Annotated in this window: 22 protein-coding genes and 3 pseudogenes; 14 read left to right on the forward strand and 11 right to left on the reverse strand. The window is 44.1% G+C overall.

Annotated elements, in window-relative coordinates:
* The first annotated feature begins 42 nt into the window (after nt 1-42).
* The 10 genes and pseudogenes from HL061_RS04390 (at nt 43) to HL061_RS04435 (ending at nt 7808) form a co-directional block, all read left to right on the forward strand.
* Nucleotides 43-264 carry a hypothetical protein gene (locus tag HL061_RS04390; protein ID WP_071002014.1) on the forward strand — a complete coding sequence of 74 codons (222 nt, stop codon included), beginning with the start codon at nt 43-45 and terminating at the stop codon, nt 262-264.
* Nucleotides 261-821 carry a hypothetical protein gene (locus HL061_RS04395; RefSeq protein WP_071002015.1) on the forward strand — a complete coding sequence of 187 codons (561 nt, stop codon included), beginning with the start codon at nt 261-263 and terminating at the stop codon, nt 819-821. The genes HL061_RS04390 and HL061_RS04395 overlap by 4 nt, the downstream gene beginning before the upstream one ends.
* A 162-nt stretch (nt 822-983) precedes the next feature.
* Nucleotides 984-1088: pseudogene (locus HL061_RS04400) on the forward strand (IS5/IS1182 family transposase); the annotation flags it as partial.
* Complete coding sequence (locus HL061_RS04405) at nt 1085-1759, forward strand: LysR substrate-binding domain-containing protein (RefSeq protein ID WP_240366177.1); 675 nt, start codon at nt 1085-1087, stop codon at nt 1757-1759. The pseudogene HL061_RS04400 and the gene HL061_RS04405, both read left to right, overlap by 4 nt.
* Before the next feature lie 365 nt (nt 1760-2124).
* On the forward strand, nt 2125-3081 hold the full coding sequence (locus HL061_RS04410) for an alpha/beta fold hydrolase (RefSeq protein WP_252962553.1): 957 nt from the start codon (nt 2125-2127) through the stop codon (nt 3079-3081).
* Between the two features lie 247 nt (nt 3082-3328).
* Nucleotides 3329-4150: a 2,3,4,5-tetrahydropyridine-2,6-dicarboxylate N-succinyltransferase gene (gene dapD, locus HL061_RS04415; protein ID WP_071001928.1), complete on the forward strand. Its 822-nt coding sequence runs from the start codon at nt 3329-3331 to the stop codon at nt 4148-4150.
* A 246-nt stretch (nt 4151-4396) separates the two neighbouring features.
* Nucleotides 4397-5128 (forward strand): 7-carboxy-7-deazaguanine synthase QueE, encoded by a 732-nt coding sequence (gene queE / locus HL061_RS04420; RefSeq protein ID WP_240366176.1) that lies wholly within the window; start codon nt 4397-4399, stop codon nt 5126-5128.
* 92 nt (nt 5129-5220) lie between these two features.
* Nucleotides 5221-6333: pseudogene (locus HL061_RS04425) on the forward strand (multidrug resistance efflux transporter family protein).
* A gap of 102 nt (nt 6334-6435) precedes the next feature.
* The gene (locus HL061_RS04430; protein ID WP_240366174.1) at nt 6436-7071 is read left to right on the forward strand and encodes a trimeric intracellular cation channel family protein; all 636 of its coding nucleotides are present in this window, start codon (nt 6436-6438) and stop codon (nt 7069-7071) included.
* Between the two features lie 71 nt (nt 7072-7142).
* On the forward strand, nt 7143-7808 hold the full coding sequence (locus tag HL061_RS04435) for a trimeric intracellular cation channel family protein (protein ID WP_071001932.1): 666 nt from the start codon (nt 7143-7145) through the stop codon (nt 7806-7808).
* Nucleotides 7809-7876: 68 nt separating this feature from the next.
* On the opposite strand, the gene recJ is transcribed toward HL061_RS04435, so the two are convergent.
* A complete protein-coding gene (gene recJ / locus HL061_RS04440; protein ID WP_252962554.1) occupies nt 7877-9718 on the reverse strand; it encodes a single-stranded-DNA-specific exonuclease RecJ in 1842 nt (613 codons plus the stop codon).
* 329 nt (nt 9719-10047) lie between these two features.
* Here recJ and HL061_RS04445 point away from each other — a divergent pair, with 329 nt between their 5' ends.
* Together HL061_RS04445 and HL061_RS04450 are read left to right on the forward strand one after the other, a co-directional pair.
* Nucleotides 10048-10563, forward strand: coding sequence for a hypothetical protein (locus HL061_RS04445; protein WP_071001934.1), 516 nt, complete (start codon nt 10048-10050; stop codon nt 10561-10563).
* Nucleotides 10564-10736: 173 nt separating this feature from the next.
* Nucleotides 10737-11126: a hypothetical protein gene (locus HL061_RS04450; protein WP_071001935.1), complete on the forward strand. Its 390-nt coding sequence runs from the start codon at nt 10737-10739 to the stop codon at nt 11124-11126.
* Nucleotides 11127-11248: 122 nt separating this feature from the next.
* Here HL061_RS04450 and HL061_RS04455 read toward each other — a convergent pair whose 3' ends face one another.
* From HL061_RS04455 to uvrB, 3 genes are all read right to left on the reverse strand, one after another.
* A complete protein-coding gene (locus HL061_RS04455) occupies nt 11249-11626 on the reverse strand; it encodes a hypothetical protein (protein WP_071001936.1) in 378 nt (125 codons plus the stop codon).
* A 222-nt stretch (nt 11627-11848) separates the two neighbouring features.
* A complete protein-coding gene (locus tag HL061_RS04460; RefSeq protein WP_143007408.1) occupies nt 11849-12121 on the reverse strand; it encodes a hypothetical protein in 273 nt (90 codons plus the stop codon).
* Nucleotides 12122-12301: 180 nt separating this feature from the next.
* Nucleotides 12302-14413: an excinuclease ABC subunit UvrB gene (gene uvrB / locus HL061_RS04465; RefSeq protein WP_252962555.1), complete on the reverse strand. Its 2112-nt coding sequence runs from the start codon at nt 14411-14413 to the stop codon at nt 12302-12304.
* Between the two features lie 455 nt (nt 14414-14868).
* On the opposite strand from uvrB, the gene dps reads away from it, so the two are divergent.
* Nucleotides 14869-15351: a DNA starvation/stationary phase protection protein Dps gene (gene dps / locus HL061_RS04470; protein ID WP_252962556.1), complete on the forward strand. Its 483-nt coding sequence runs from the start codon at nt 14869-14871 to the stop codon at nt 15349-15351.
* A 189-nt stretch (nt 15352-15540) separates the two neighbouring features.
* Here the strand turns inward: dps and HL061_RS04475 are convergent, their stop codons facing one another.
* From HL061_RS04475 to HL061_RS04490, 4 genes are all read right to left on the reverse strand, one after another.
* On the reverse strand, nt 15541-16629 hold the full coding sequence (locus HL061_RS04475; protein WP_083328842.1) for a cation diffusion facilitator family transporter: 1089 nt from the start codon (nt 16627-16629) through the stop codon (nt 15541-15543).
* Nucleotides 16630-16800: 171 nt separating this feature from the next.
* Nucleotides 16801-17352 carry an acyl-CoA thioesterase gene (locus tag HL061_RS04480; RefSeq protein ID WP_071001939.1) on the reverse strand — a complete coding sequence of 184 codons (552 nt, stop codon included), beginning with the start codon at nt 17350-17352 and terminating at the stop codon, nt 16801-16803.
* Nucleotides 17353-17506: 154 nt separating this feature from the next.
* Nucleotides 17507-17917, reverse strand: a complete 411-nt coding sequence (locus tag HL061_RS04485; RefSeq protein ID WP_071001940.1) for a DUF2177 family protein — start codon at nt 17915-17917, stop codon at nt 17507-17509.
* A 39-nt stretch (nt 17918-17956) separates the two neighbouring features.
* The gene (locus HL061_RS04490) at nt 17957-18844 is read right to left on the reverse strand and encodes a LysR family transcriptional regulator (protein WP_071001941.1); all 888 of its coding nucleotides are present in this window, start codon (nt 18842-18844) and stop codon (nt 17957-17959) included.
* Nucleotides 18845-18952: 108 nt separating this feature from the next.
* Between HL061_RS04490 and HL061_RS04495 the strand changes: the two are divergent.
* Nucleotides 18953-19462 (forward strand): annotated as a pseudogene (locus HL061_RS04495) (MFS transporter); the annotation flags it as partial.
* Nucleotides 19463-19988: 526 nt separating this feature from the next.
* On the opposite strand, the gene cobA reads toward HL061_RS04495, so the two are convergent.
* The 3 genes from cobA to HL061_RS04510 all read right to left on the reverse strand — a co-directional run bounded on the left by cobA (nt 19989) and on the right by HL061_RS04510 (nt 25704).
* Nucleotides 19989-20921 carry a uroporphyrinogen-III C-methyltransferase gene (gene cobA, locus HL061_RS04500; protein ID WP_071002017.1) on the reverse strand — a complete coding sequence of 311 codons (933 nt, stop codon included), beginning with the start codon at nt 20919-20921 and terminating at the stop codon, nt 19989-19991.
* Nucleotides 20922-21058: 137 nt separating this feature from the next.
* On the reverse strand, nt 21059-24262 hold the full coding sequence (locus HL061_RS04505; RefSeq protein ID WP_071002018.1) for a nitrate reductase: 3204 nt from the start codon (nt 24260-24262) through the stop codon (nt 21059-21061).
* Entirely contained in the window at nt 24259-25704 is a 1446-nt protein-coding gene (locus HL061_RS04510) for an FAD-dependent oxidoreductase (protein ID WP_252962557.1), read from the reverse strand. The genes HL061_RS04505 and HL061_RS04510 overlap by 4 nt, the downstream gene beginning before the upstream one ends.
* Nucleotides 25705-25708: the final 4 nt, after the last annotated feature.

The following is a 25708-nucleotide window of genomic DNA, read 5'->3' on the forward strand; positions in this document are numbered from 1 at the left end:
TTGGTTATCGGAATAAATAGATTTGCTAGTTTAAGGGAAAATATGAGCTTGCTGGATAGTGGTGATTTAGAAGAAAAACAGAAATTAGATAAGAAGCTAACACAGCAAAAAATACTACTGGGTGCTGTTCTTGTAGATGCTTTAGAGAAGGATTCATTAGACGGTTTAAGGGAATATACAGCCGATAATCTGTTGGATTTTTTGAGCAGACAAACGGATAAGGATTTAATGGCAGATTTGGTAAAAGGGCTTGATACTGAGTGAGACACTTAACAAGACGACTGAAGCAATTCAAAGTATTAACATTAACTAGAAAAGTTCAAATAGTCATTCTGCTATTAACTTGGATATCGCTAATAGCTTGGGCAATACTGAGTTGGCAAGGTAGAGACTTCCCTTTAGAGTCTGAGCTTAATTATAGTGAAGGTATTGTAGGTAGTTTGAATGTTGGTGAGGGAAATCACATTTTTATGTTATTAGATCTCAATGACCTTAACCGTAAAGAAGTATATGGGTGCAGCTATTCAGCTTTTGACACTGACTCCTCTTGTTTTGGCAAAAAATATTTAGAACCTATTGAAGGTAAAAAAGCCGTGATAGGGTGGTATATACAGAAAGATTTTCTAGGGTTTCATAATGGAATTAGACAGATGGTAAGTCTTAATGTGGAAGATGTCGAAGCTGAAATTAATGAGGTAATCACTTATCAGGGGACTTTAGACACTATAAAGGGTATGAATACGTATATGAATACGGGTTTTATTATATTTATAGCATTCTTTTATTACTGGGTTTGGCGTTTTATGGATTTTATAGAGTGAAAAGGATACAGTACCCTAGTGAGGACTTGAATCTTTGGCTGTGAGCTAATGGTATTAAGGTTTCAACTTGCTGAGATAGCCACAGTGTACTTCATGATGTACTTACCATAGATATTCTATCTATGATCGGTGCGCTAGTGAGGACTTGAAGAGACCATCCCCAAGTTGTTTAAAATCGTGGCTCATAAATATCGCAACCGTCGTCAGCGCTATGATCTTAGAATGAAGCTGTTTGCTGGTATCATTAATTCCGAGCTTAAATTATGACTTTTGCAAGAGGTCTATTAAGACAGTTAGAGGTGCTCTTGGAGCCGGATGTGTTTATGCCGCAAACCTATAAAGGTGTTTTTACGATTAGTGTGACCGATTATGCGACGCAGGCATTATTACCGCAGTTGTTTAATCTAACGCGCCGTGAAGCGCCTAACTTAAAATTGATAGTGCGAGATTTTGCCTCAGACAATATCAATCAGCTTATTGCGGCAGGCGAACTTGATTTACTACTTACCTTTCCAGAGTTTATCCCTGATAATTTATCTTATGTCACTTTGTTTGAAGAACAACATTTATGCATTACAGGTTATAAAAACGAGTTCGCAACAAAGGTGTTAACACTGGCACAAATTGCAGCACACCCGCAGCTGGTGGTATCGCCTTCGCGTGCCAACTTGCGCGGTTCTCATGATCAGTGGTTTGCCGAAAAAGGGCTTAAGCGAAACATTGTGATGTCAGTGCCTAGCTTTTCAGCTGTGCCAGATATTTTGCATACCACTGACATGATTGCCTTTTATCCCGCGCGACTACTGCCAAACAGTAAAGTTAAAACGCTTAAAGTAGAAGCCCTACCGCCTACCTTTAAGATAATAGCCGCTTGGCATCCACGTACCAATGACAGTGGCATTCACCGCTGGCTAATCGAGCAATTACGAGATTTATAATGGATAGGAGTAGTTAGTATAGTCAATCCCACTTAAAAATGGCGTAGAGAATATTGATCACATTCATTTTTGTCGTTAAATGGTGCTAGCAAATATAGATTTCATTACCCTGTCACGTAACACAAAAAAATAAGGTAAAATGCTCGACCAATCAGCGCCTAGTAAAATAAAATCATAACGACGCCACCTAACTGATCGACATTTTTGAAATAACGATCCATAAAAAATATATAGTTGATCCAATTTAAGAGCGGTACAAGGCAATCGAGTGCAGATGTATCTGTCATACTTCAAGCAAGGTTAACGCTGTAACGCTTTTATAGTGGATTGACTATAGACCATTAAAACCTGTCAAGGAAGCTTATATGAGTAACACTCTCGATACCAGTAATGATAACATTCTCTCCTCCGACAACACTCACTACTTACACCACAACTTTTTTGAGCCAAGTGACAAAAATGTTGCCATCAGCGCGACGCTATTGATTGTGCATGGGATGGCAGAGCACAGTGGTCGCTATGCAGATTTTGCACAGTTCTTGGCGGACAATGGCATCGCTGTCGCAACCTATGATCATCTTGGTCATGGTCAAACCATCAAAACCAAAGCAGATTTAGGGTTTTTTGGTGAAGAGCATCCCGTGCAGTCGCTGCTAAAAGATGTGATTGTCATGGCAGATAGCCTAAAAGTACGTCACCCCGATGTACCGCATTTTTTGATGGGCCACTCCATGGGCTCGTTTATCGTGCGTAACGTACTTAAGCATCATGCGCATAATTTTGCAGGCGCGATATTGATGGGTTCAGCAGACGTCAATCCATTGACCAAAGTTTTGCTACCTATTAATAAAGTATTGGCAAAAGTAGCACCTAGACAGCCGAACACCGTCCTTGCCAATACCATGAATAAGGTGTTGAACAGTCAACTAAAGGATCGCACCGCATCATCGAAGTTTGCTTGGTTGAGTGAAAATACTGCAAATATTGAAGCCTATGAAGCTGATCCAAAGACTGGTTTTGACTTTACCAATAATGGCTTTATGACATTATTTACTTTGATGGATACTGGACTAAACAAAGGCTGGGCTACCACCATTGCCAAAAACTTCCCAATGCTATTTATCAGCGGTGAAGATGATCCTATTGGTAACATGGGACGCGGTATTCGCCGCGTGGTCAAACGCCTACATAAACAAAAATTTAACCACGTTGACATTCAACTGTATCCCAATATGCGCCATGAAGTATTGCACGAAACAGACAATCAAACGGTTTACCAAGACATTTTAGCGTGGATAAAAAATACCACACCAGGCGCTTAAAGCACGATAAACAATTCATCTTGAGCAGTCTTGTGAGCGCTTCTTCTCGAGCACTGCCATAATGACATACTGAACTTGTTTGCTAAAAGTGGTCAAATTAGCGACAATATAGCAAGCAAGTTTTTTGGCCCAGTTATCTTGTACAATCGTCCATATTTTACAAGTATTGTATTTTAAGCCGGTCCGCCCAAGTTATGTCACTATAAATACGAGTCACCTCTCCCTTTTACTTATTTTAGGAATCTTTATGTCATTACAACAAACCATCGAACAAGCTTTTGAAAACCGCAACGAATACAGCCCAAGCAACATGCCACAAGACGTGCGTGACGCGATTGAGCAAGTACTCGAGCAGCTAGATAATGGCAGCCTACGCGTGGCCGAAAAGAAAGATGGCGAATGGGTCGTCAATCAGTGGGCCAAAAAAGCGGTACTACTATCGTTCCGTTTGAACGACAACTACGTTCAAGCAGCGGGCGAGCATGTGCAGTTCTATGACAAAGTGCCAACGAAATTTGCTAACTGGACTGAAGCACAGTTCAAAGAAGCAGGCGTCCGTGTGGTACCACCAGCCGTTGCTCGCAAAGGTTCATATATCGCAGCGGGTGCGGTATTGATGCCTTCTTATGTCAACATTGGCGCGTACGTCGATCAAGGCGCGATGGTTGATACGTGGGCGACCGTTGGCTCATGTGCGCAAATCGGCAAAAACGTGCATCTATCAGGCGGTGTTGGCATCGGCGGTGTTTTAGAGCCATTACAAGCCAACCCAACCATCATCGAAGACAACTGCTTTATCGGTGCGCGCTCTGAAATCGTTGAAGGCGTGATCGTCGAAGAAGGCGCTGTCATCTCTATGGGTGTCTATATCGGTCAATCTACACGCATCTATGACCGTGAGACTGGCGAGATCCATCGCGGCCGTGTACCAGCAGGCTCTGTTGTCGTACCAGGCAGCTTGCCATCAGAAGACGGCACTCACAGCTTGTACGCTGCAATCATCGTGAAAAAGGTAGACGCGCAAACTCGTGCAAAAACCGCTGTGAATGAGCTATTACGTTTAGACTAGTATTTTAATATTTATAGCCTCGTACCCGAACGGTACGGACGTCGATAAATCATAGTTACTAAAGACGCTGAAGAAAACTTCAGCGTCTTTTTTGCACCCTAATGCAGAGCGTTGCGTTATAATCCGTTTTTTGGTTTTGTTTTATCCAAACATAAAACGACAAATACCACACAGCCTGCCTTCTTCTTTATTACGATTGATAACCGCTCCATCGCCTTATCAACCTTTAACTGTATTTGACATATTATGAGTGAATCACTATTGCGCACCGCCGCTATCCCCGTCACTGACCCTGAAGCGGGGTTACGTTTGACTGAGATTTTCTATTCCCTACAAGGTGAGGCCCTGACTTCTGGCTTGCCGACGATATTTGTACGTCTAACGGGCTGTCCGCTGCGCTGCGTCTACTGTGATACCGAATATGCCTTTACGGGCGGCGAGCGTCAGTCATTAGAAACCATCATAGACACGATCAAAAGCTATCCATGTAAGCGCATTTGTCTGACTGGCGGTGAGCCATTAGCACAGCCAAATGCGATTGAGTTGATGAAACGCTTGCTCAGCGATGGCTATGAGATATCCCTTGAGACAGCGGGCGCGCTCTCGGTGCAAAATGTACCACCAGCCGTCAGCAAAGTGATGGATATCAAAACACCAAGCTCAGGCGAAGTGGACAAAAACTTATGGTCAAATCTCGAACATCTCACCGAGCACGATCAGATCAAGTTTGTCATCATGAACCGCACAGATTATGACTGGGCAAAAGAAAAATTAGTCGAGCATAAGTTAAATGAATTGGTCGGTACCGTTTGGTTTTCGCCGATGTTCAACGTGGCAGATGATGTCGATGAAGCGCTCAGCCCTGAGGTACCTGTGTTGGCAAGAGAGCTTGCTGAATGGATGCTGGCAGATGCCTTGCCCGTTCGTTTTCAGCTGCAACTACACAAAATTATTTGGGCAGATGCCAAAGGCAAATAAAAAGACAAACCATACGCTAGTCACTGATAGAACATCCATTTAGAACAATAAATATAAATACAAATACAGGCACGTACTTTCAAGGAGGAAACATGATTCGGCTGATCTTGCTAGGACTACTGTCAGGTGCGTTTTTTAGCTCAACCTTTGTATTAAATGAGCTGATGAGCGCTGCTGGTGGGCATTGGTTTTGGTCAGCGAGCTTGCGCTACGTATTTGTGCTACTACTACTGACGGCAATGATTGCTGTTCAACACGGTATGGGACGCATCGAAGAGCTTTGGGCGATTTTTAGTCAACATATAGGTTTCTGGTGCATTACTGGTAGTATTGGCTTCGGCGTGTTTTATACTGGCATCTGTTATGCAGGTGATCACGCCAGTGGTTGGGTTGTGGCGGCGACCTTTATGTTTACCGTCGTGACCAGTTTGCTTGTCTTACTGGCATTCGGACAACGCTTTGATAAAAAATTCATTTTTTATGCCCTGATTGTTTTTGTTGGCGTGGTACTGGTCAACGTCAGTGAAGGTTTGCACGCGCCTAGTGATGCCAATGCCATACCACTGACGCAAATGCTACTGTATGGCGCGCTGCCAGCACTGATCGCGGCGTTTAGCTATCCTATTGGCAATCAGTTGGTTTGGCAGGCCTCTTACAATGCGAAACAGCCTAAAGCTAGACACCAAGATAGGCATCAAGATAGTGAGCACCACTAGCAGCTGATGCGCGCCGAAACAGCATTATTGGCCAGCGCGCATGATACTGCTGATACGCATAGCGCTGACCGTGATACTGCGAACAACTCCACACTGCAAACCCTGATCAGACGTATTCCTGTTATCGAGACGGATCTGTTACAGAACGCCTTTAACAAAGTGTGGTTGATGACCGTCGGGAGTTTGCCATTTTGGCTCGTTTTAGGCATCATGGTGCGCCCTGAGTTACCTGGCAGCGCGCAGGTATTTAACACGCTACTGGTCGCCTTGTTATCAGGGGTGGCCGCGACCAGTCTGTTTTTATATGCGCGTGAGCACGCGGTGACCTCAAGTGAGGTCGCGGGCGTTGACTCGACCCAAGCCAGTGAAATCATTTTTGCTTTGATTGGTGGTATGATCCTGCTGGGAAATCCACTACCCTCAGCCTTAGGTCTGGTCGGTATTGTACTGATTATCATTGGCTTGATACTGTTTGCAAAAGATGGCTAAATGACGCTCTAACGATGCGCTGAGTTTTTTACATCAGCCAAAAATTCATTATTCAAAACAAAAACTCCATCATTTTGATGTTCAATATTTGGCAATATAACCATGGTTAATGATTTAATTTTTCCTGATATTCTATTATATTTATTGGACATGGTGGGTATCATCGCCTGCGCAATTGCAGGGACATTGCTCGCTCAGCACAAAGGCTTTGATATTGCTGGCTGCATCTTGGTTTCGATGGTCAATGCCATCGGCGGCGGTACGCTACGTGACATGGCACTAGATCGTCACCCACTATTTTGGATGATGGATCTCAACTATGTGATCGTCATTACCGTGACATCCCTTGTATTACAAATATTCTTTCATCTATATCACAAGATCGACAATGCGCTTAAGCTTTTCGATGCCATTGGTCTCGCGGCATTTAGCGTGATTGGCTTTAAGGTCGCATTGACCCAAGACATGTCACCTCTTATTGCTATCATGATGGGCGTCTGGACAGCCATTATTGGTGGGATGCTCCGTGATATTATCTGCAATGAGATACCATTAGTATTGCAGCGTGAGATTTATATCACGGCCAGTATCGCAGGATCTGTGACATATTTATGCCTGCAGTATGTCGGTGTCAGCGCTGGCATCAATGAGTTTATTATGTTGTTTGTCATCTTTGCGGTACGCATGCTGGCGCTCAGATTCGACTGGCATTTGCCCTCTATCCGTTTGGTTGCTTAAATAGCTGATCAAAAATGCAATGCTTTTTGTACATAAAAGCTGACAATCATCAAAAATAGTGAGAATGGCTTATGTTGGCTATCGTATTAGATCCTGCTGTCCTAATCACTACTTTTGATCCGCGCTCTTTGATCTATTTTTTTGATATGATTGGGATTATCGCCTGTAGCGTTTCAGGGACGATACTAGCCAAGCATAAGAACTTTGATGTCTTTGGTTGCTTGCTGGTGTCTATTGTCACAGCCATCGGTGGCGGCACCGTACGCGATGTGATTTTGGATCGTCATCCGCTGTTTTGGATGGTAGATATGAGCTATCTGACACTCATTACGATCTCTTCCCTAGCCATGCAGATATTTTTTCATCCAAACTCAAGACGCGTTGATAAGTTCCTCAAACTGTCCGATACCATCGGTCTATCCGCCTTTACGCTCATCGGTATCAAGGTCGCTGATAGTATGGGTACCAATGTGCCAGTGGCACTGTTGTTGGGGGTGATTACCATCATCGTTGGTGGCATCATTCGCGATATGATTTGTAATGAGATTCCACTGGTATTGCAGCAAGAGATTTATATCACTGCGGCGTTAACTGGGGGTATTCTATATTTTGCTCTAAAGAACTTAGGCGTTACCGATTGGGTTGCTGATATCTCTGCGATGAGTACGATTTTTACCTTGCGTATGCTGGCTATTCGTTATGATTGGCAGTTCCCCACTCTTGAGTGGAAGTACTGATGTTAAGTCAAAAAGTAGCAAATGCTATCAGCACACTCAAACTTGACTGTACTGATAGCATTTAAGCCTTAACCTTGCTCTACCACAGCCAAGTCTTTTACCATCAGCTGTAAGCTTTGTTTGCCATTCCATTCATTGATATCTAGCTGAAATAGTAAATGCACTTTTTTGGCACGGTAATCCCAAGCGTCATTGTCAAAGTTAAAACAGATTGCCTCGATTGGATATTGGACGTCTGGATAACGCAGCGATAGTTTAAGATGCTTGTCTTTTAATATCTTAAAACTCAATACCTCAAACACACCGTCAAATATCGGCGGTGCAAATCCATGACCCCAAATGCTAGCATCTGCTAAATGTTCAGCAAACCACAAGCTAAAATCTCCCGCTTGCAAAGGTCCATCAGTGAATTTCTGCTCTGCAAACACGTCATCATCCATTTGTGCCATCACCTCATTAAAGGCGTCGACAAATGGCTCAAAATTACGACGCTTTAGGGTCAGACCTGCTGCCATCGCGTGACCACCAAAATGACTGATGAGATCAGGCTGACGCTCGGCGACTTGCTCAATCGCATCACGAATATGCACGCCAGCAATTGACCGTGCTGATCCCTTAATCGCATCGTCTTCACCAGTCTGCTCTGTATCTGCTGGCGCAAAAACAATGCTAGGTAGGTAATGACTTTCTTTTAAACGTCCAGCGACAATACCAATCACGCCTTGATGCCAATCATCCTGATACAGAATGATACTACGAGTGTCTGTATGGCTTGTCTTATGAGTAGTGGCGAATTGAGTATTAACTTCTTGAGTAATGAGGTCATCGCCACTGTCGCTTGTATTTTCATCGACCTCAATATCAGTTTCAGTAGCCAATGTCTGTACGATACTATCTGCCTGCGCACGCATCTCGCCTTCTACGTGACGGCGTGTACGGTTTAGTTGCTCAAGCTCTTGCGCCAAACGCTGGGCGGTACTCCAGTCTTCGGTCAATAGGCACTCAATCCCGATACACATATTATCCATACGTCCAGCCGCATTGATACGTGGCCCTAACACAAAGCCAAAATCCTGTGCGTGTAATTGCTTGGGGTCACGGCCTGCTTGCTCAAGTAGCGCCAATATACCCATACAACAGCGACCTTGACGAATAGCAGATAGCCCGTGATGGACCAAGATACGATTGTTTTTATCGAGTACGCCGACATCTGCGATCGTACCAAGCGCTACCAAATCTAAATACTGACTGACCTGCACCGTAGACTTGCCAGCGTCGCGGCGCAGCTTTGCCAATCGTCCGAGCACATAAAACGCGACCCCTACCCCGACCAGTGCTTTACTGGTGAAATTGCAATCAAGCTGATTGGGATTGACGACGGCTTCAGCAGGTGGTGTCTCTTTAGTCGTGAGATGATGGTCGGTGATAATTACCGTAATACCATCCGCTTGGGCACGCGCCACACCTTCATGACTGGAGATACCGTTATCGACCGTCACGATCATGTCCGGCTGAAAGGTTTCGATGCCCAATTCGACAATCTCTGGCGTTAGCCCATAACCGTATTTGAAGCGATCGGGCACCAAAAAATCGACGACTGCCCCCATCTTTGTGAGTGCGCGCATCATCAGCGCGGTACTGGTTGCGCCATCACAGTCAAAGTCACCAACGATCAGGATACGCTGACCGTCATCGATAGCGATGTCCAATAGACGCACGGCTTCAGTGATACCGTGCAGCATGTCAGCAGGCAACAGACCAGACAAACCAGTCTCCAGCTCATCAGGTGCAGTGATACCTCGGCCTGCATATAAGCGAGCAAGCGTCAATGATTGGGCGGCAAGTGGTTGCAACGCGGCGGGCAACTCGTCAATGCGAGTGCTGGTATTACGGGGAGTTAAATTTAGCATGAGCGTATTTTACTGCCTTTAAGGCAGGGTCACAACGACAATTTATAACGTCTCTTTATAGCGTCTCTGTACACTAGCTAATATTGCATTTATTTACCAAAGATGTTGGCTTAAATGGTAATTTGGAAAAAGGATTTATTCAGTGAACACGTATCGCATGTGACTCTTCATTTACAAAAAGGATGCATAGTGACCGTAGTTTTCTGCATTTTGCTACAAAGCAATGATTGTATGGCACCTATAAATTCATAGAATAGTAGACAACTGAGAGACTTGCTAATTATTGACGGTTACATCATCAATATTTTAACTATTTATAAGGATACTTTATGAAAACCACACCAGCTGCTGAAAAATTACCAAATACGATCGATCCTAGCTTAGATCTTGATAAAGTCAAAAAAGAATGCCTCGACATGGTAAAAAAACGCGCCAGAATATCTGCTGGTGTTGCCATTGTTCCTGTACCGTTCTTTGATGTGGCGGTTGATGCTGGCATGCTGACGCAATTGATTCCTGAGATCAGCGAACGTTTTGGTTTGATTGAAGACCGTCAGTCAGCAATCGATCTTCAGTCACGCGAAGTGCATTGGAGCGCTGTCAAAGATCGCACTGTAGATTTTGCAGGATTGATGGCAACACGTGGTATCGTTAAGAAAACCATTCAAGGTTTTGGTGGTCGTATCGCAGCCAAACAAGTCACCAAATTTGTCCCATTAGGCGGTCAACTGGTTGCTGCGACCATGGGTTATACAATTTTTAAGAAAATCGCTACTGACCATATCAACGAATGCTATAAGCTTGCCAAAGACATTCAGCAAAAAGAACATGGTAAAAATGTTTAATAAACATTAGGCAACGCCATATTTACAAAGCCAGCTATGAGATTTTTTAGCTGGCTTTTTTGTGAGTAAGCGCATTGTAGACTGTCTCAGGCGACGGGTTAATGATGCCATTACTATATTTTACTGATAATATACCACTTTAGAGATTATCAAACACTTTCAAGGATTCACTTATGAAAAAACTTTTGGCATCGACCGTTATGCTGGCTACTGTCGCGCTAGCAGGCTGCACCACGACAGGTGCTACAAATGACGGCACAGGCACAGCAATTGGTACCGCAAATGAGATTGGCATGAATGTCTTTAAAGCGGCGATCGACAACCAATGCCGTAGCCAAATTGAAAAACAAACCGCTTGGCGTGTTGCAAGCGTCGCCATGACGGAAGCGCAGCAAGAGTCTGTTAAAAGTAACGTTTGTGGTTGCGTGAGTGAGCAAGCCCCGCAGCAAGTGACCATCGTTGAATTGGGTAATGCCGCTATCGATTCTCAGTATCGCGCTCAACTGGTCACTAGAGTTGTCGCCAAATCGCTTCAAAGCTGCTATGCCAGTTTTGTCAAATAGAGCACAATATTAATAAATAAAAAACGTCACAAAAAAAGGGGTGCGCTACCAATAGCACACCCCTTTTTTTGACGCTTTATACTATCTACCTACTTACTACCTACTTACGTTATCGCATTTGCCTAAAATTTGTTTGAATCAGCTGGGTTTTGGGATAGAGCAGCTGTAAAAGGCAATGTCTGGCTGCGCCGGAAATACTTAGAGGAGCCATCAATAATTTTATCCACCTCTTTTACTAATTCGGTAATAACATCATCATAAACACCATGATACAGCTCTTTTTCAAATGCGGTAAAAGGATGCTTGCGTGACGCTGAACCAACCTCAGTTACCCCTTCCTTGCTATAAAAAATATCTACACGCCCATCACTATTTAACACACAGTTTAATTGACCACCTTCAAGCTCCATCTCTACCCGCTCAGGCATAAAAATATAATCGTCCACGTTGATAAGCTTTTTTTCTACTTCCCGCTTAAAAAACGACTTGATATCAAACATAAGTACTTCCCTAACTTTATAATTATAAAATACAAGAGCATGCCTACTTCTATTGCTGTAATAAAGCTTTTATGTATATGCTGAGTAGATCATGCTTTATGAGGCTATTCTATAAGATAGAGAGCGATTTTTTAAGGTGCGATATGTAAAACTGCGTTTGATGTTGGTAAAAATAAAGAGCTTGCCTCAAGTCTTATCAAGACACTATCCTATTTATAGTGATTAAACCCAACCTTGTTCACGAAATGATTTGAGCACCTCAACGAATACTGCCATCTCATCAGGTCTGCCAAGCGTTATACGATTGAAACCTGTGATGGGCGCAAACTCGCGACCAACCGCAATACCATGCTCGTGCATTCTGTTGACATAGGTTTGTACGTCCCCCTTTACCTCATGAAATATAAAGCTGGCTTGTGAGGGTAGATATTGGTAAGCACCATAAACAATACGCCTAAATTGTGTCGATTCCAAAAACTCCGCTGCATATGGCAAACTACCGAACCCATCATGAGCCAATGCTTTGGAATGCTGTATGAATTATAAGATTGATACCGATATGGTAAGTGGCACTGGGTTCTATTCCAATCTTTGTCAGCGCCCTCTTATCGAATAGACCAAAAAAATGAGGTGCTCAGTGCGCACCCCATTTTTTATATTATTTAATACAGACAATCAGCTCAAATGTGCTTTAAGCTCCAGCACTTTATCGCGGGTCTTCGCCGCCTCTTCAAATTTCAAATCACGCGACATTTGCTGCATTTGCTTCTCAAGACGTTTGATTTCTTTGGCCAATAAATCAGGACTACGCAAGATATTGATATCGACATCAGGCAAATTGCTCTTGACTGGGATAGCCTGATTGTCATTGGCATCTAGGCTTTCGCCTGTATCAATCTTATCAGTGATGCTACGGCGCGCGCCTTTTGGCGTAATATTATGCTCAAGGTTAAAAGCAATCTGTTTGTCGCGGCGACGTTCTGTCTCATCTATCGCCTTCTGCATACTTGGAGTAATGCGATCTGCATAGAGAATGGCCTTGCCGTTCAAATGACGTGCTGCACGACCAATGGTCTGAATAAGTGAACGCTCAGAACGCAAAAACCCTTCTTTATCTGCGTCGAATATCGCCACCAATGAGACCTCAGGCATATCCAAACCTTCGCGCAGCAAGTTAATGCCGACCAACACATCATACTTACCAGTACGTAGCTCATGAATGATCTCCATACGCTCTACCGTGTCGATATCTGAATGCAGATAAGCGACCTTGACACCATATTCTTTTAGATAGCTGGTCAAGTCCTCTGACATGCGCTTAGTCAGGGTGGTAATCAATACGCGCTCGTCTTTTTCACGGCGTTTGGTAATCTCAGACAGCACATCATCGACCTGTGTCAAGACCGGACGTATCTCGATCTCAGGATCAATCAGACCCGTTGGACGTACAACCTGCTCTACCACCTGCTCACTATGTTCAAGCTCATACAGCGCTGGCGTGGCACTGACATAAATGGTTTTGGGCTTAATGCGCTCCCATTCTTCAAACTTCATCGGGCGGTTGTTCATCGCACTTGGCAGACGAAAGCCATAGTTGACCAAGTTCTCTTTGCGTGATCTATCCCCTTTATACATTGCACCGATCTGAGAGACGGTCACGTGTGACTCGTCGATGAACAGCAGAGCATCTTCTGGAATGTAATCAAACAACGTCGGCGGCGCTTCCCCTGATGGACGACCAGAGAGATGCTGTGAGTAGTTTTCGATACCATTACAGTAGCCAAGCTGCTGAATCATCTCAAGATCATACTGGGTACGCTCTTTGAGACGCTGTGCTTCAATCAGCTTGTTGTTTTCGCGAAAATACTCCAAACGCGACTCAAGCTCAGCGCGTATGGTTTCACTGGCCGCTTCTAACTTATTGCGCGGCGTCACATAATGTGATTTTGGATAAATGGTAATACGCGGCACACTACGTACGGTCTTGCCCGTTAACGGATCAAACCACGTGATTTTCTCCACTTCATTGTCAAACAAATGCACACGTACCGCCAGTTGCTCAGACTCAGCAGGATAGATATCTAGCAGTTCACCACGCAAACGATAAGTACCACGGCCAAAATCTAACTCGTTACGGGTGTATTGCATTTCAACCAAACGCTTAATAGTTGCGGTACGGTCTATCTGATCACCAACCACCACATGCAATAGCATTTTTAAATAACTTTCTGGATCACCCAAGCCATAAATACACGATACCGATGCAACGATAATCGCATCACGACGCTCAAGTAGTGCACGAGTGGCAGACAAACGCATCTGATCAATGTGATCATTGATGGCGCTGTCCTTTTCGATAAAGGTATCGCTAGCAGCGACATAGGCCTCTGGCTGATAGTAGTCATAATAACTGACAAAATACTCAACCGCATTGTTTGGGAAAAACGACTTAAACTCGCCATATAGCTGCGCGGCAAGGGTCTTATTATGCGCCATGATGATGGTTGGGCGCTGACATTCAGAGATGACCTTAGCCATGGTATAAGTTTTACCAGAGCCCGTCACACCTAGCAATAGCTGTTCATCCATACCAGAGTCAATACCTTTGACCAGCTTTTCGATGGCTTGCGGCTGATCGCCTGCTGGCTCAAAATCGGTGACCATCTCAAAGGCACGGCTGGATATTTTCGTTCCAGACGCATTGACACCACTGATTTCAGCTTCGCCTTGGAGCTGAGCGGCCAATTGGTTTAACTGACGCGATGAGCGCGGTTCAGGCATTCTCATAGTAATTTTCTTCTTATTAAAGTTTATAACAATATGGAGTCTGAGCAGCGGTTTTTAAAGGCTTTTTAACGGATAATGACGAGTCTTATCTTATACATATTGCCATATCGCGCTACACAAAATATAAGTCTGTAAAGATACTATTTATCGATAAATAAACCTGCCGTTGTTATAAAAAACGCACATAGACTTTGATAAATTTACAAAGATTTTCACGGTTAACAAACCCGTTACACGACCACCTAACAAAGCCTAACACTGAGGGGTTCCAACATCGATTCAAGCTGCTATTATCGATCATGAATTAACAAGCAGGTGACTTATCAGCCGGCAGATAGAGATATTTCTGATATTTATTTTGGATTGATTGTCATCAGGTAAGAGTAAAAGACTAATAACAATACATTGAGATTTTCATTCAATATAATAATTTTAAATAAATAACGGAGTAAAATATGAGAGAACGTTACGCAAGTGGAATTTCAGACGATACCGCAAAACAAATGATTGATTTGTTAAATGCTAACTTGGCAAACGTTATTGATCTAACCCTAGATGGCAAACAGTGTCATTGGAACCTACAAGGTACTGGTTTCATCGGTGTGCATCAGTTGTTAGACGAAACGTCAGATCGTATCCTTGAAGTATCAGATACTATTGCTGAGCGTATTGTGATTTTGGGTGGTCAACCAAACGGTCTGGCAAGTCGTGTGGTAAAAGAGTCTATTCTAGATGACTACCCAACTGATATTACTGAAGTAGATCAACACGTACGCGAGCTAACTAGCCGCTACAAAAAAGTAGCAGAGACATTAAGAGAAGCTATTGCTACTGCTGGCGACGCTGGTGATGAAGATACCGCTGACCTATTCACTGAAGCTAGTCGCATCGTCGATAAAGATGCTTGGTTCATCGGTGCGAATGCGCCAAAGAAATAAGTATCCGTGAATTAATGGGTATTTTAGACTCATAATTGCGAATAAAAAAAGCCGTCATTATTGACGGCTTTTTTGTGCCTTACACTTTTTTGTGTCTTACACAATGAATGACGTATCGAATATTTAACAATCTACCTGCTGCCAATAAATCCGTCCACTGTATTCTCTTTTATTGACTTGCTTTATAGCTCAAATATCTTCTAATTTCAGAATATCAGCATTCGGTGCCGATAGTGTCAAAATTGCCTCTTGGAATACAGGGTTATCTCGGAACAAGTTTTCAATCTCCTCAAACTTTTGAGCGACATGTTCTTCTTTCTGATTGCCTGCGATATCCACTGCGGCGACCATAAAGATCTTTTTAGGACCAACCCACTCTAGGTGTAGATAGGACACACTATCGATATCTGGATGATTGAGCAGTTCGCTCAACACATACTCGTGCATACGGTCAGTGACTCTATACCCCACCAAAAAATCACGGTTACGGCTAATCAAAAATATCGCGACCACCCCCAGTAATAAGCCTACAATGATAGAACCAAGCGCATCCCAATAAGCCTCTCCAGTATAGGCATGCATGCCCATAGCGGCGGCGGCAACCACCAAGCCAATAACGGCAGCTAAATCCTCAAAAAACACACCACGCAAAGTCGGATTAGAGGTATCTACCACATAGCCAAGCGCACTCACATCTAATGCTTCGCCGTGCTTTTTACTCTGTCTATAAGCCTGAACCAGCGAAAACCCCTCAAGCACAAAGGCGACTGCTAAAACGATAAAAGCAATCGTATAATTGGTCTCAGATTCAGTAGCGTTCCACTCCTTAATACCCGTATAAATAGACACAATCGAGCCTGCCGTAAATACACCAAAAGCAGCAATCATTGACCAGACATAGGATTCTTTGCCATAGCCTAATGGATGGCTCTTATCAGCAGGTTTAACAGATTTTTTTTCGGCGACAATGAGCAACGTACCATTGCACGCATCCGCCCATGAATGAGCTGCTTCAGCAATCATGGAAGCAGATCCTGTCAAAAAGGCAGCCACGGTTTTTGCAATCGCGATAATGACATTGGCACCAACGGCAATCAACACCGTAATGAGCGAGCCTGAGTGCTCATCGTTGGTTTCAGGACTTTGGTTAAGGGTATGCTTTAATTTAGGATCATTGAAGGTTGTCAGGTTGCCACCTCCACGCGCACGATGACTCGGCACTTTAGAAGAAGCTGACGAATGATGTTGGGGATTACCAACGGATGGCTTTAGACTCATACTAAACTCACTGGAATAACATGTTGATAGTGAATATATTCACCATGGACGAATGGCTTGAAATACCTATCAGCTTAAAGTAAGCGCTTTACAATATCAGTGTCTTTTTAGTGAGTCGTTGTAGCGTAAGGCCGTTATATCATCAACATCTGATAACCAGATCTAGTGACTCTATTTGGCAATATCTTCAGGCTCGCCAAAATTTTGATTCAAGCTTTCAATATCACAACTGGGACGATGTGCGCTTTCCATACGCAGTTTTTTTCGCTCTATCGCTGCATCTGCTCGGCATTGCTGTAATTTATTTTTGATGACAAGCGGAGGGACAGGAGTTGGCTTGCCATTATCATCGATAGCAACCATTGTAAAATAGCAGCTATTGGTATGGCGCACGGTACGAGCACGCACATCTTCTGCCTCAACACGAATGCCAATCTCCATTGAGGTATTTCCCACATGATTGACACTGGCTGCAAAGGTTACTAATTCGCCCACATAAATAGGCTCACGAAACATAACTTGGTCCACGGACAATGTCACGACATAGCTACCACTATAACGACTGGCACAAGCGTAAGCGACCTGATCGAGCATCTTTAGCAAATCACCGCCATGGACATTACCGATAAAATTTGCCATATCAGGCGTCATCAATATCGACATATATAGTTCATGATTCAGTGGGGCTTTTTTGGCAGTCGAGCTGGTATTGTATTGCGGCATAACGTTCCTTAAATGGTTTGACACTTATTTGTTGTGCCTACCATTTATACAGTAGGACACCAAATAGCGCAAACAGCCCTATGTCTCTAATCGGTCTAGGTTATGTAAATCAAAGCTATATAGGGCCAGCTTTTATGAATAAGGGCGATCTTGGTTAGCTCAACCAATGAAAACGATAAGCCAGCCAAGCGACAATCGCGCTGACTGACCCCGTTAAAACACCGCCCCATACAAAGTCAACGAGCGCTGTATCTAGCGTAAAGCCCTTATATAGTGCCAAGTTAGTAAAGTCATATGTACCGTAGGCCATTAGACCAATCAAACCACCAAGTAAGAAAATATGACCAACTGATGCACCTGCTTTGATTTGTGGATATAGAATCAATATGCAGAGTGCCAAGATATAAAACATATAAAAGATACCAGCTGCCATCATGTTAGGCTCATCCGCCAATAGATGACCGATGCGCGACTCATAAAAAGCCCCTTTCATGGTCGTCAGCCAAACAGCATCCACTCCTAGAAAGATAACCACCGCGGCAAGATAAATAAAAACGTAACCCATGATAATACCCCTTATAAAATGAATAAAAACGGATAAAACTTATAATGTCAGTCGTGGCTGAATAAAATCTAAAAATGCTAAAATACGCGATGATACGGCACTGTTTTTGTAATAGACCGCCTGTATGGATTCGCGATTGTTTGGTGTTACTATAGCCTCAGGCAACACCTCAACCAATCGTCCAGATTTCAAATCGTCACCAATCATAAAATTTGACAGTAAAGCGATACCTTGATGATTTAAACACAGCTGACGCAAAGTCTCGCCGCTACTGCCAGTCATATGAAAGTTCAGTTTCACTGGTGTTTTTAGTGGCCAGCTATTTAGCTTTGACGCATCGTTAAAGCCAATTAATTTATGAGTGCTTAAATCATTAATATGAGCTACTTCATTATGCTGATATAAATATTCAGGACTGACTACTAGCCGCAGCTGACTTTTACCCAATAGACGCGCATGCAAGTTTGAGTCTTTTAAATCGCCAATTCTGATAGCCAGATCCGTCTTATGCTCAAGCAAGTCGATGATATTGTCATGCGAGGTCAAATCAAGCGTAATATGCGGATACTGCTGCACAAACTCACCAACCAAAGGCGTCAGCTGATGCAATACAAACGGACTCGCAGCGTCAATTCGTAGATGCCCACTCGGCGCTTGTTTTAACAGCTTAATTGCCTCTTCACCGGTATATAACGTATTTAAACTCTCACGCGCATATCTAATAAAGACATGTCCTTCCTCCGTCAGCTCTAAGCGCCGTGTCGTTCTATTTAATAGCGTGCATTGCAGCGTATCTTCGAGTCTGGACACCGCACGAGACACTTTAGCGACTTGCTGATTCAGCAAGTTGGCAGCGCCAGTAAAACTGCCCGTATCCACTACGGTCAAAAATATCTCTATATCTTCTGTTTTAGCATGTCCCATCATCATGATGACCTTTACAAAATTAACAAAGGTATTTTGTCATTTGTGCTGTTTTTTGCAAACTATAAATCGGTCAAACTACGCGCATTATTTAATTATTAGGATGTCGTTATGCCACTCGCTTTATGGGCGCTTACTCTAAGCGCATTTGCAATTGGGACAACCGAATTTGTCATTGTTGGATTGGTACCAACTATTGCCACCGATTTGGGCGTGAGCTTGCCTTCAGCAGGGTTGCTCGTCAGCCTATATGCCGTTGGTGTCGCTATCGGTGCCCCTATCCTTACTGCACTCACTGGTCGCTGGAATCGTAAAATAGTACTGATGAGCCTAATGGGTCTGTTTGTCATCGGCAACTTGCTGGCTTGGCAAGCACCCAGTTATGAAACCTTAATACTTGCCCGTATCTTGACTGGTCTGGCACATGGTGTGTTTTTCTCTATTGGTTCCATGATAGCTACTAGCCTTGTCAGTAAAGAAAAAGAAGCCAGTGCAATTGCCATTATGTTTGCCGGACTCACTGTGGCGCTCGTCACTGGCGTCCCCCTTGGTACATGGATTGGACAGCATTTCGGTTGGCGCGCTACGTTTTTGGTCGTCTCAGCACTGGGTTTAATCGCTTCTTAGATTAACACACCAAGTGCAACGCTAATTAATATTATAGAACGCCTGCATAGGCGTTTTAAACCCTAATCGTTTTCTTGGTCTGTTGTTTAGTTTGTTCTCAATGTCCTGTATTTCATTATCTTTTCTTCTATTAAATAAGTAAAGTTACCGTTGTTACAACAATATTAAACCACAACAATGTATGGTTTATCCTTTTTCATTATCAAAGTCCAAATTAGTGTTATTACATGCAGTTCTACATGAGTATGCTCCAAGGGAACCAGCTATTTAACCCTTTGAACCTATTAATAGACTACTTAAAACAGACTGGTATAATGGAACCACTTATACCAGTCTGCTGAACTAACTCTTAATGTATCCAAAGTCATCGTACCTTGCATCATACTCTTTTTATTACATCGTCTACTTTTTACATGCGTTTTAGTATTTTGTAGTAGTCATTACCCTGTTTAAGTGTTTGCGCTGACATACTATAAAAGTGCTAAGCACTATTATCGCTTGGCACTAGTATGCTTCTATCCTACGTGACAACCTCCAAATTACTGACTAAATCATGACTGCTAACAACGTTTTGAACGTCAATAAAGGTACTTTTGCCTAACGCACCAAGGTTGTAGTTTGCAAACTCATGATATAAATTAACCACATCGCCCATAATCAATAGCGCAGGTGTTGGTAATTTTGCCTGAGCTTGCTGCTCGGCAATATTGCCAAGTGTACCGATAAGAAGCTGCTGCGTTGGCAAACTGGCATGACTAATCACAGCAAAAGGTGTATTACTGTCGCGCCCTGCGGCAATTAGCCCTTGAGTCATCTCATCTAGTCGATTCAACCCCATATAAAAGACAACCGTTTGCGTACTGTCTAAGAGTTCATCGTAGTCATTATTAGGTGCGCCCAACTTTTTGCAAGCGGTCACAAATTTTACGGCTTGCGCATGATCACGGTGTGTCAAGGGAATACCTGCTCTACTTGCGGCCGCACTAGCAGCAGTGATACCAGGAATGGATTCAAAATGAATACCATGACGCACCACTTCTTGCAGCTCCTCTCCACCGCGTCCAAATATAAAGGGGTCGCCACCTTTGAGCCTAACGACCGTTTTGCCTGCTAGCGCGTGTTTGACCAGTAGCTCATTGATACCTTCTTGTGGTAGTGCGTGATTGGCACGGCGCTTACCGACAAATATCTTCTCTGCCGTCAGCGCACACATATCTAAGATATCCTCTGAAACTAAACTATCATAGAGCACGACCTCTGCTTTTTGCATTACTCGTAATGCTTTTAACGTGAGTAGCTCAGGATCGCCAGAACCTGCACCAACCAAATGTACCGTGCCCGTTTTCACATTTTTTTCTATACCTGATGGCTCATCGCTCACTCTAATATGACAATTTATATTGGGTAAATTTTGTGAAGTTAATGCGGTAATGAAGGTAGATGAATCAGTCATGGTAATAACTCCTAATAACACTGTTAATAACGCGCAACTCTGCACCTAACAATGGCATACCTAAGAAAAGAAGAGCATATAAAATACGCTGCAAGCCCTATGCCATATTAACGATCAAACTTTGCAACAAGCACTACTTAAGACGCATACCTATCGATCAAGGCATTAATTTGACTCACACATGAACCGCAGTTAGTCCCTGCTCGGCATGCTTTTCCAACCGCGTGGGCACTCATACACTGCTGCTTGGTAATTGTTTCGATAATAATATTCTCTCCAACAGCCATACATGAACATACTAATGCACCTGGATCAACATACCCTGTCGCTGGACGACCTGCCAGCAACCACTTATAGCGTTGATTCTCTGGTATCGCATCAGTACTGGCAAAGCAATTGTTAAGCCAATGCATACTGGGTAGCTGCGCCACTTGCGGCGCAAAACAAATGCTGAGCAGTAGCTGATCGCTTGGTATGTCAGACTTTGACGTACTAATCGATGCCCGATCTATCACTTTATTATTTGCCTCTACCTGCGTCGAGACGAAGCGAAGCTGCTTTACTTGCTTGCTGCAAGTAAAGGCACTATTGATCGATTTATCGGTGAGAGATGCTTGATAGGTATTGATAAAGTTTTGCCAGTACTTAGGGTCAAGCAGTTTATTGATGACTTTGTCTACAGGACTGGCTAAAGTAATCAAGACGCTATTGGTTTGACGACTTAAACTCCATGTCAATGCGGGTAATGAGTTTGATCTTTCAGAAATTGTATTTGTATCAGAAGAAGGTATCAGCACTCCTTGATCCTCAGGCTCTTTCTCAAAATCCAATAAAGTCTCACGCAGATGCACTATTATGGTGTCTTGTAGATCAGGATGCACCAAAATCTTGCCATAAGTTTTCATCGGTACAGGCATCACGCTGATTGCAGAATTTTTTAATTCAGGCTGTCCTGAATGTGGATCAACGACTGTTGGGATCAGCGTGCCTACGCGAGCAAAACGAGCAAAGGCGTTGCTCCAATGCATCGGCATAAAGGCATCGCCTGCACTCATACTGTCGCTGATGGCAACTTGGGCGAGCACCTGACTGTCTGTAGTGGTGCTCGCGACCGTACGCGGCGGCTGGTTCTGTGTTGATAGATTTAGCTTCTCGCTTTTCTCGTAGCTGTTATCATAGCAGGGATGTAGCTGTACATAATCGCCTTGGTCAACACCGAGCTGCTTGGCATCATTTGGATGCACGGTGAGCGTTGGTACAGACTCGTGTTGGTTGAGCTGCGGTGCAAGTCCTGTGCGCGTCATCGTATGCCATTGATCGCGAAGCCTACCTGTAATCAGCCGTAGGTCTAATGCTCCTGAGCTATTCTGATGAAACGTATGACTGCCGTTATTTTTTTTACTATGAGCGCTTTTCGAGCTCAATCGTTGCGTATGCCTATGGGGTATACTGGCGTGACTGGGAGGCGTAATGGCAATAAATTTCGTTTTGCTAGGTGTAATACGTGCGCCGCCCCACTGAAACGGTGTCATGACATCATATGCGTCATGACTGAAAGAGAATACGTTTTTATTTCGCTGCTTAAGATGGTTTGGGCTTTCCTCTATCGACGCTATCGACCCTACTACCATTGGCGAAAGATCTTTTGCTAAATTAAGATGGCGCGGTTGATTGTTTTCTGATAGATCTTGGCTGGTATCATTTCTATAAGCTGTCAGAGCGATATGCTCATTAAATATATCCCTAGGATGCTGATAATCAAACCCTGTCAAACCCATGCGTTTAGCGACTTGCGACAGTATCCACCAGTCAGGCTTTGCTTGTCCGAGTGCAGGCATTAACGCCCGCTGGCGCGAGATGCGGCGCTCCGAATTGGTCACTGTGCCTGATTTCTCCCCCCAACCCTGTGCAGGCAAAACAATATCTGCACACTTAACCGTATCGCTGTCGACGGAGCAGTCAGATACAATCACCAAATCACAGGTAGCCAATGCGCGGCGAAACTTATCAGCCTCAGGCAAGCTGACGACAGGGTTGGTCGCCATAATCCAGATGGCTTTGATACGGCCATCTAGTATGGCATCAGCAGCATCGCAAGCTTTTACCCCAACTTCTGCGGCAAGCGGTTGCGGCGCTTGCCAAAAATCAGCCACCAAATGACGATGCTGCTCGTTGTCTAGGTCTAGATGCGCGGCAAGCAGGTTAGCTAATGCACCGACTTCGCGCCCGCCCATCGCATTTGGCTGACCGGTGAGTGAAAACGGACTTGCACCTACTCGGCCCACTCGCCCAGTATACAAGTGAGTATTGATAATGGCATTGACCTTGTCGGTACCACTTGCAGATTGGTTGACACCCATGCTAAATGCCGTGACGGTTTTATCATTTGCAGCAACCAGCGCATAAAACTCCTGTACCAGATCCGCACTGATACCACATGCCGTCGCCACTTTATCAATCGTCCATGTTTTTGCGGCCTCTAAGGCGGGCTTAACATCATGACACTGCTTAAGATAGTCTTTATCACCACAGCCTTCTTGCTCAAGATAATGCAGCAGTCCGTTATATAAGTGCGTATCCGTGCCAACAGCGATGGGTAAATGCAAATCAGCAAATTCACAAGAATCAGTACGACGCGGATCAATCACGATTAGTTTTTTATTAGGATCACGCTTTTTGGCGGCTAAAAACCGTCCGAATAAGATAGGATGACACCACGCCATATTGGAGCCCACCAGCACCAATAAATCACAAGACTCTAAATCTTCATAATTACTAGGCACTAAGTCTGCACCAAAAGCACGCTTATGCCCTGCAACCGCTGAGGACATACAAAGACGCGAATTGGAATCGATATTATTATTACCAATAAAGCCTTTAATGAACTTATTGGCAACGTAGTAATCCTCAGTAAGCAGCTGCCCTGACACATAAAACATTACGCTGTCACGCCCGTGTGTCACGATAGTGTTATTCAAACGACTGGCAATATCATCCAATACTGCCTCCCACGCGGCAGGCTGCGTATCTGTCGGTTGTCCTTTTGCTATTGTTCGCTGTTTGTTTTGATAATAAGGCTGAGTCAACCTGCGTTCAGTGCCCAATGTTTGTGCCAATGCACTGCCTTTTGAGCAGAGTTTCCCGAAGTTTGCTGGATGCTCAGGATCGCCTGTCACGCTGACTACACCTGCCTCATCGATGTTTGCTAGTACGCCGCAGCCTACGCCGCAGTAAGGACAAGTGGTACGAATAGGACTGATCAAATCCTCAGTGTAAGTTGTAATGCGAGAGGACGGTACGACACTGAGGGCTTGATCGTCATTTAAGATGGTGCTGCTCATGAGGCCTCTCCTATTAGGTGTGCGTCACTTGGCACGGCAGATTCGGGCTCAGCTGCTTCTATTTTCTCTACATCGCAATAGGCTTCGCCAAAGATAAGGTCTTCTTTTATCGAGGATATGTCACTGCCATCAGTGATCAGCTGACTATAAAACCCGCTTTCACTCACATCACCGTATAGTACCGTGCCAATAAGTTTGCTTGCTTTAATATAGAGACAAAGATAATGATCGAGGCTCGTTTGCTGATAAACCACGCGCTCTATCTGTGCCATTTCAATATCATCAAAAGCAATCTGACCTGCTGAAAAAGCGGCGATGCCAGATACTTTTAATTTTAAAGATAAAGGCTTGCTGATAAAGGGATGCCAGTGGTTTTTGTATTCGGTTATTCGTGAGTCACTACTAAGTCTCCTACTACTTGAGACGCTCGACTCTTTTAGGACAGAAACCAAAGTATCCACCTGTTGGTTGACAGGGGCTACCATACCGAACAGCTCACCATCCAGTTCTATACACTCACCAATCGCATAGACATGAGGACAGCTCGTATGCATAAAGTTATCTACAAGGATACCTCGGTTAACCTCAAGACCACTTTGCTGGGCCAGTGTCGTATTGGGGATGACACCAACGGCCATGACAATAAAGTCTGCTGGCAGTGTGCGGCCATCCTTTAACAACAGACCATTAACCTCGTGTTGATCATTGACCGTAATACATTCTGTGTTGGCTAACACCTCCAGCTTGACACTTCGACTGAAGAGCTCTGCTTGTAGCAGATGAGCGGCGGGCATATCAAGCTGTCGGTTGAGAACATGACTATCGACATGAACCACTGTCATATCTGCCCCTTGAGACGCCAAAGCACAAGCGGCTTCCAGACCCAGCACCCCGCCACCAATGACAAGACCCTTTTTTGCTTGGCGCGCGTACTCCGTCAATACCTGCACATCAGCAATCTCTCGAAATACATGAACCCCCTTAGCATCATGATTGGCAAAAGGGATGACGCGAGCTTGTGAGCCAGTAGCAAGCACCAGCTCGGTATAATCCAGGGTTTGTCCATCACTCAATTTGACACGCTGCTGATTGGTTTCGATTGCATCTACCGACGTGCCAGCCAATACCGTGATACCCAATTGCTCATATTCTGCTAGCTCGTATAAATATGTCTCTTCAAAAACCGACTCTCCTGAGAGTACGGGTGACAGCATGATACGGTTGTAGCCCACTTGCGGTTCTTTGCTAATCAGCGTGATGGGTAAATGAGCTGCGCCTTTTTCTTGGCTGCTTTGCTGCTGGGCACGTGCCAGCTCAATGGCAAAACGACTGCCTGCCATCCCAGCGCCTATAATAACGATGCCCGCAGTAGTCTGACGTCTAGAAGAAGAAGCATTGGTAGAGAAAGCAGTATGGTTTGGTTCTGGTGAATCAAGTGACATAGGA

Source organism: Psychrobacter sp. PSP (assembly GCF_024085615.1).
GTDB lineage: Bacteria > Pseudomonadota > Gammaproteobacteria > Pseudomonadales > Moraxellaceae > Psychrobacter > Psychrobacter pacificensis.

Excerpts from the sequence above, each read along its gene's own strand:
- HL061_RS04455 (WP_071001936.1), bottom strand. The coding sequence starts at position 11,626 with ATGTTTGATATCAAGTCGTTTTTTAAGCGGGAAGTAGAAAAAAAGCTT.
- dapD (WP_071001928.1), top strand. The coding sequence starts at position 3,329 with ATGTCATTACAACAAACCATCGAACAAGCTTTTGAAAACCGCAACGAA.
- HL061_RS04510 (WP_252962557.1), bottom strand. The coding sequence starts at position 25,704 with ATGTCACTTGATTCACCAGAACCAAACCATACTGCTTTCTCTACCAAT.
- cobA (WP_071002017.1), bottom strand. The coding sequence starts at position 20,921 with ATGACTGATTCATCTACCTTCATTACCGCATTAACTTCACAAAATTTA.
- HL061_RS04490 (WP_071001941.1), bottom strand. The coding sequence starts at position 18,844 with ATGATGGGACATGCTAAAACAGAAGATATAGAGATATTTTTGACCGTA.
- HL061_RS04505 (WP_071002018.1), bottom strand. The coding sequence starts at position 24,262 with ATGAGCAGCACCATCTTAAATGACGATCAAGCCCTCAGTGTCGTACCG.
- HL061_RS04430 (WP_240366174.1), top strand. The coding sequence starts at position 6,436 with ATGGTTAATGATTTAATTTTTCCTGATATTCTATTATATTTATTGGAC.
- recJ (WP_252962554.1), bottom strand. The coding sequence starts at position 9,718 with ATGCTAAATTTAACTCCCCGTAATACCAGCACTCGCATTGACGAGTTG.
- HL061_RS04435 (WP_071001932.1), top strand. The coding sequence starts at position 7,143 with ATGTTGGCTATCGTATTAGATCCTGCTGTCCTAATCACTACTTTTGAT.
- HL061_RS04480 (WP_071001939.1), bottom strand. The coding sequence starts at position 17,352 with ATGCCGCAATACAATACCAGCTCGACTGCCAAAAAAGCCCCACTGAAT.
- dps (WP_252962556.1), top strand. The coding sequence starts at position 14,869 with ATGAGAGAACGTTACGCAAGTGGAATTTCAGACGATACCGCAAAACAA.
- HL061_RS04450 (WP_071001935.1), top strand. The coding sequence starts at position 10,737 with ATGAAAAAACTTTTGGCATCGACCGTTATGCTGGCTACTGTCGCGCTA.
- HL061_RS04475 (WP_083328842.1), bottom strand. The coding sequence starts at position 16,629 with ATGAGTCTAAAGCCATCCGTTGGTAATCCCCAACATCATTCGTCAGCT.
- uvrB (WP_252962555.1), bottom strand. The coding sequence starts at position 14,413 with ATGAGAATGCCTGAACCGCGCTCATCGCGTCAGTTAAACCAATTGGCC.
- HL061_RS04410 (WP_252962553.1), top strand. The coding sequence starts at position 2,125 with ATGAGTAACACTCTCGATACCAGTAATGATAACATTCTCTCCTCCGAC.
- HL061_RS04405 (WP_240366177.1), top strand. The coding sequence starts at position 1,085 with ATGACTTTTGCAAGAGGTCTATTAAGACAGTTAGAGGTGCTCTTGGAG.
- queE (WP_240366176.1), top strand. The coding sequence starts at position 4,397 with ATGAGTGAATCACTATTGCGCACCGCCGCTATCCCCGTCACTGACCCT.
- HL061_RS04390 (WP_071002014.1), top strand. The coding sequence starts at position 43 with ATGAGCTTGCTGGATAGTGGTGATTTAGAAGAAAAACAGAAATTAGAT.
- HL061_RS04485 (WP_071001940.1), bottom strand. The coding sequence starts at position 17,917 with ATGGGTTACGTTTTTATTTATCTTGCCGCGGTGGTTATCTTTCTAGGA.
- HL061_RS04445 (WP_071001934.1), top strand. The coding sequence starts at position 10,048 with ATGAAAACCACACCAGCTGCTGAAAAATTACCAAATACGATCGATCCT.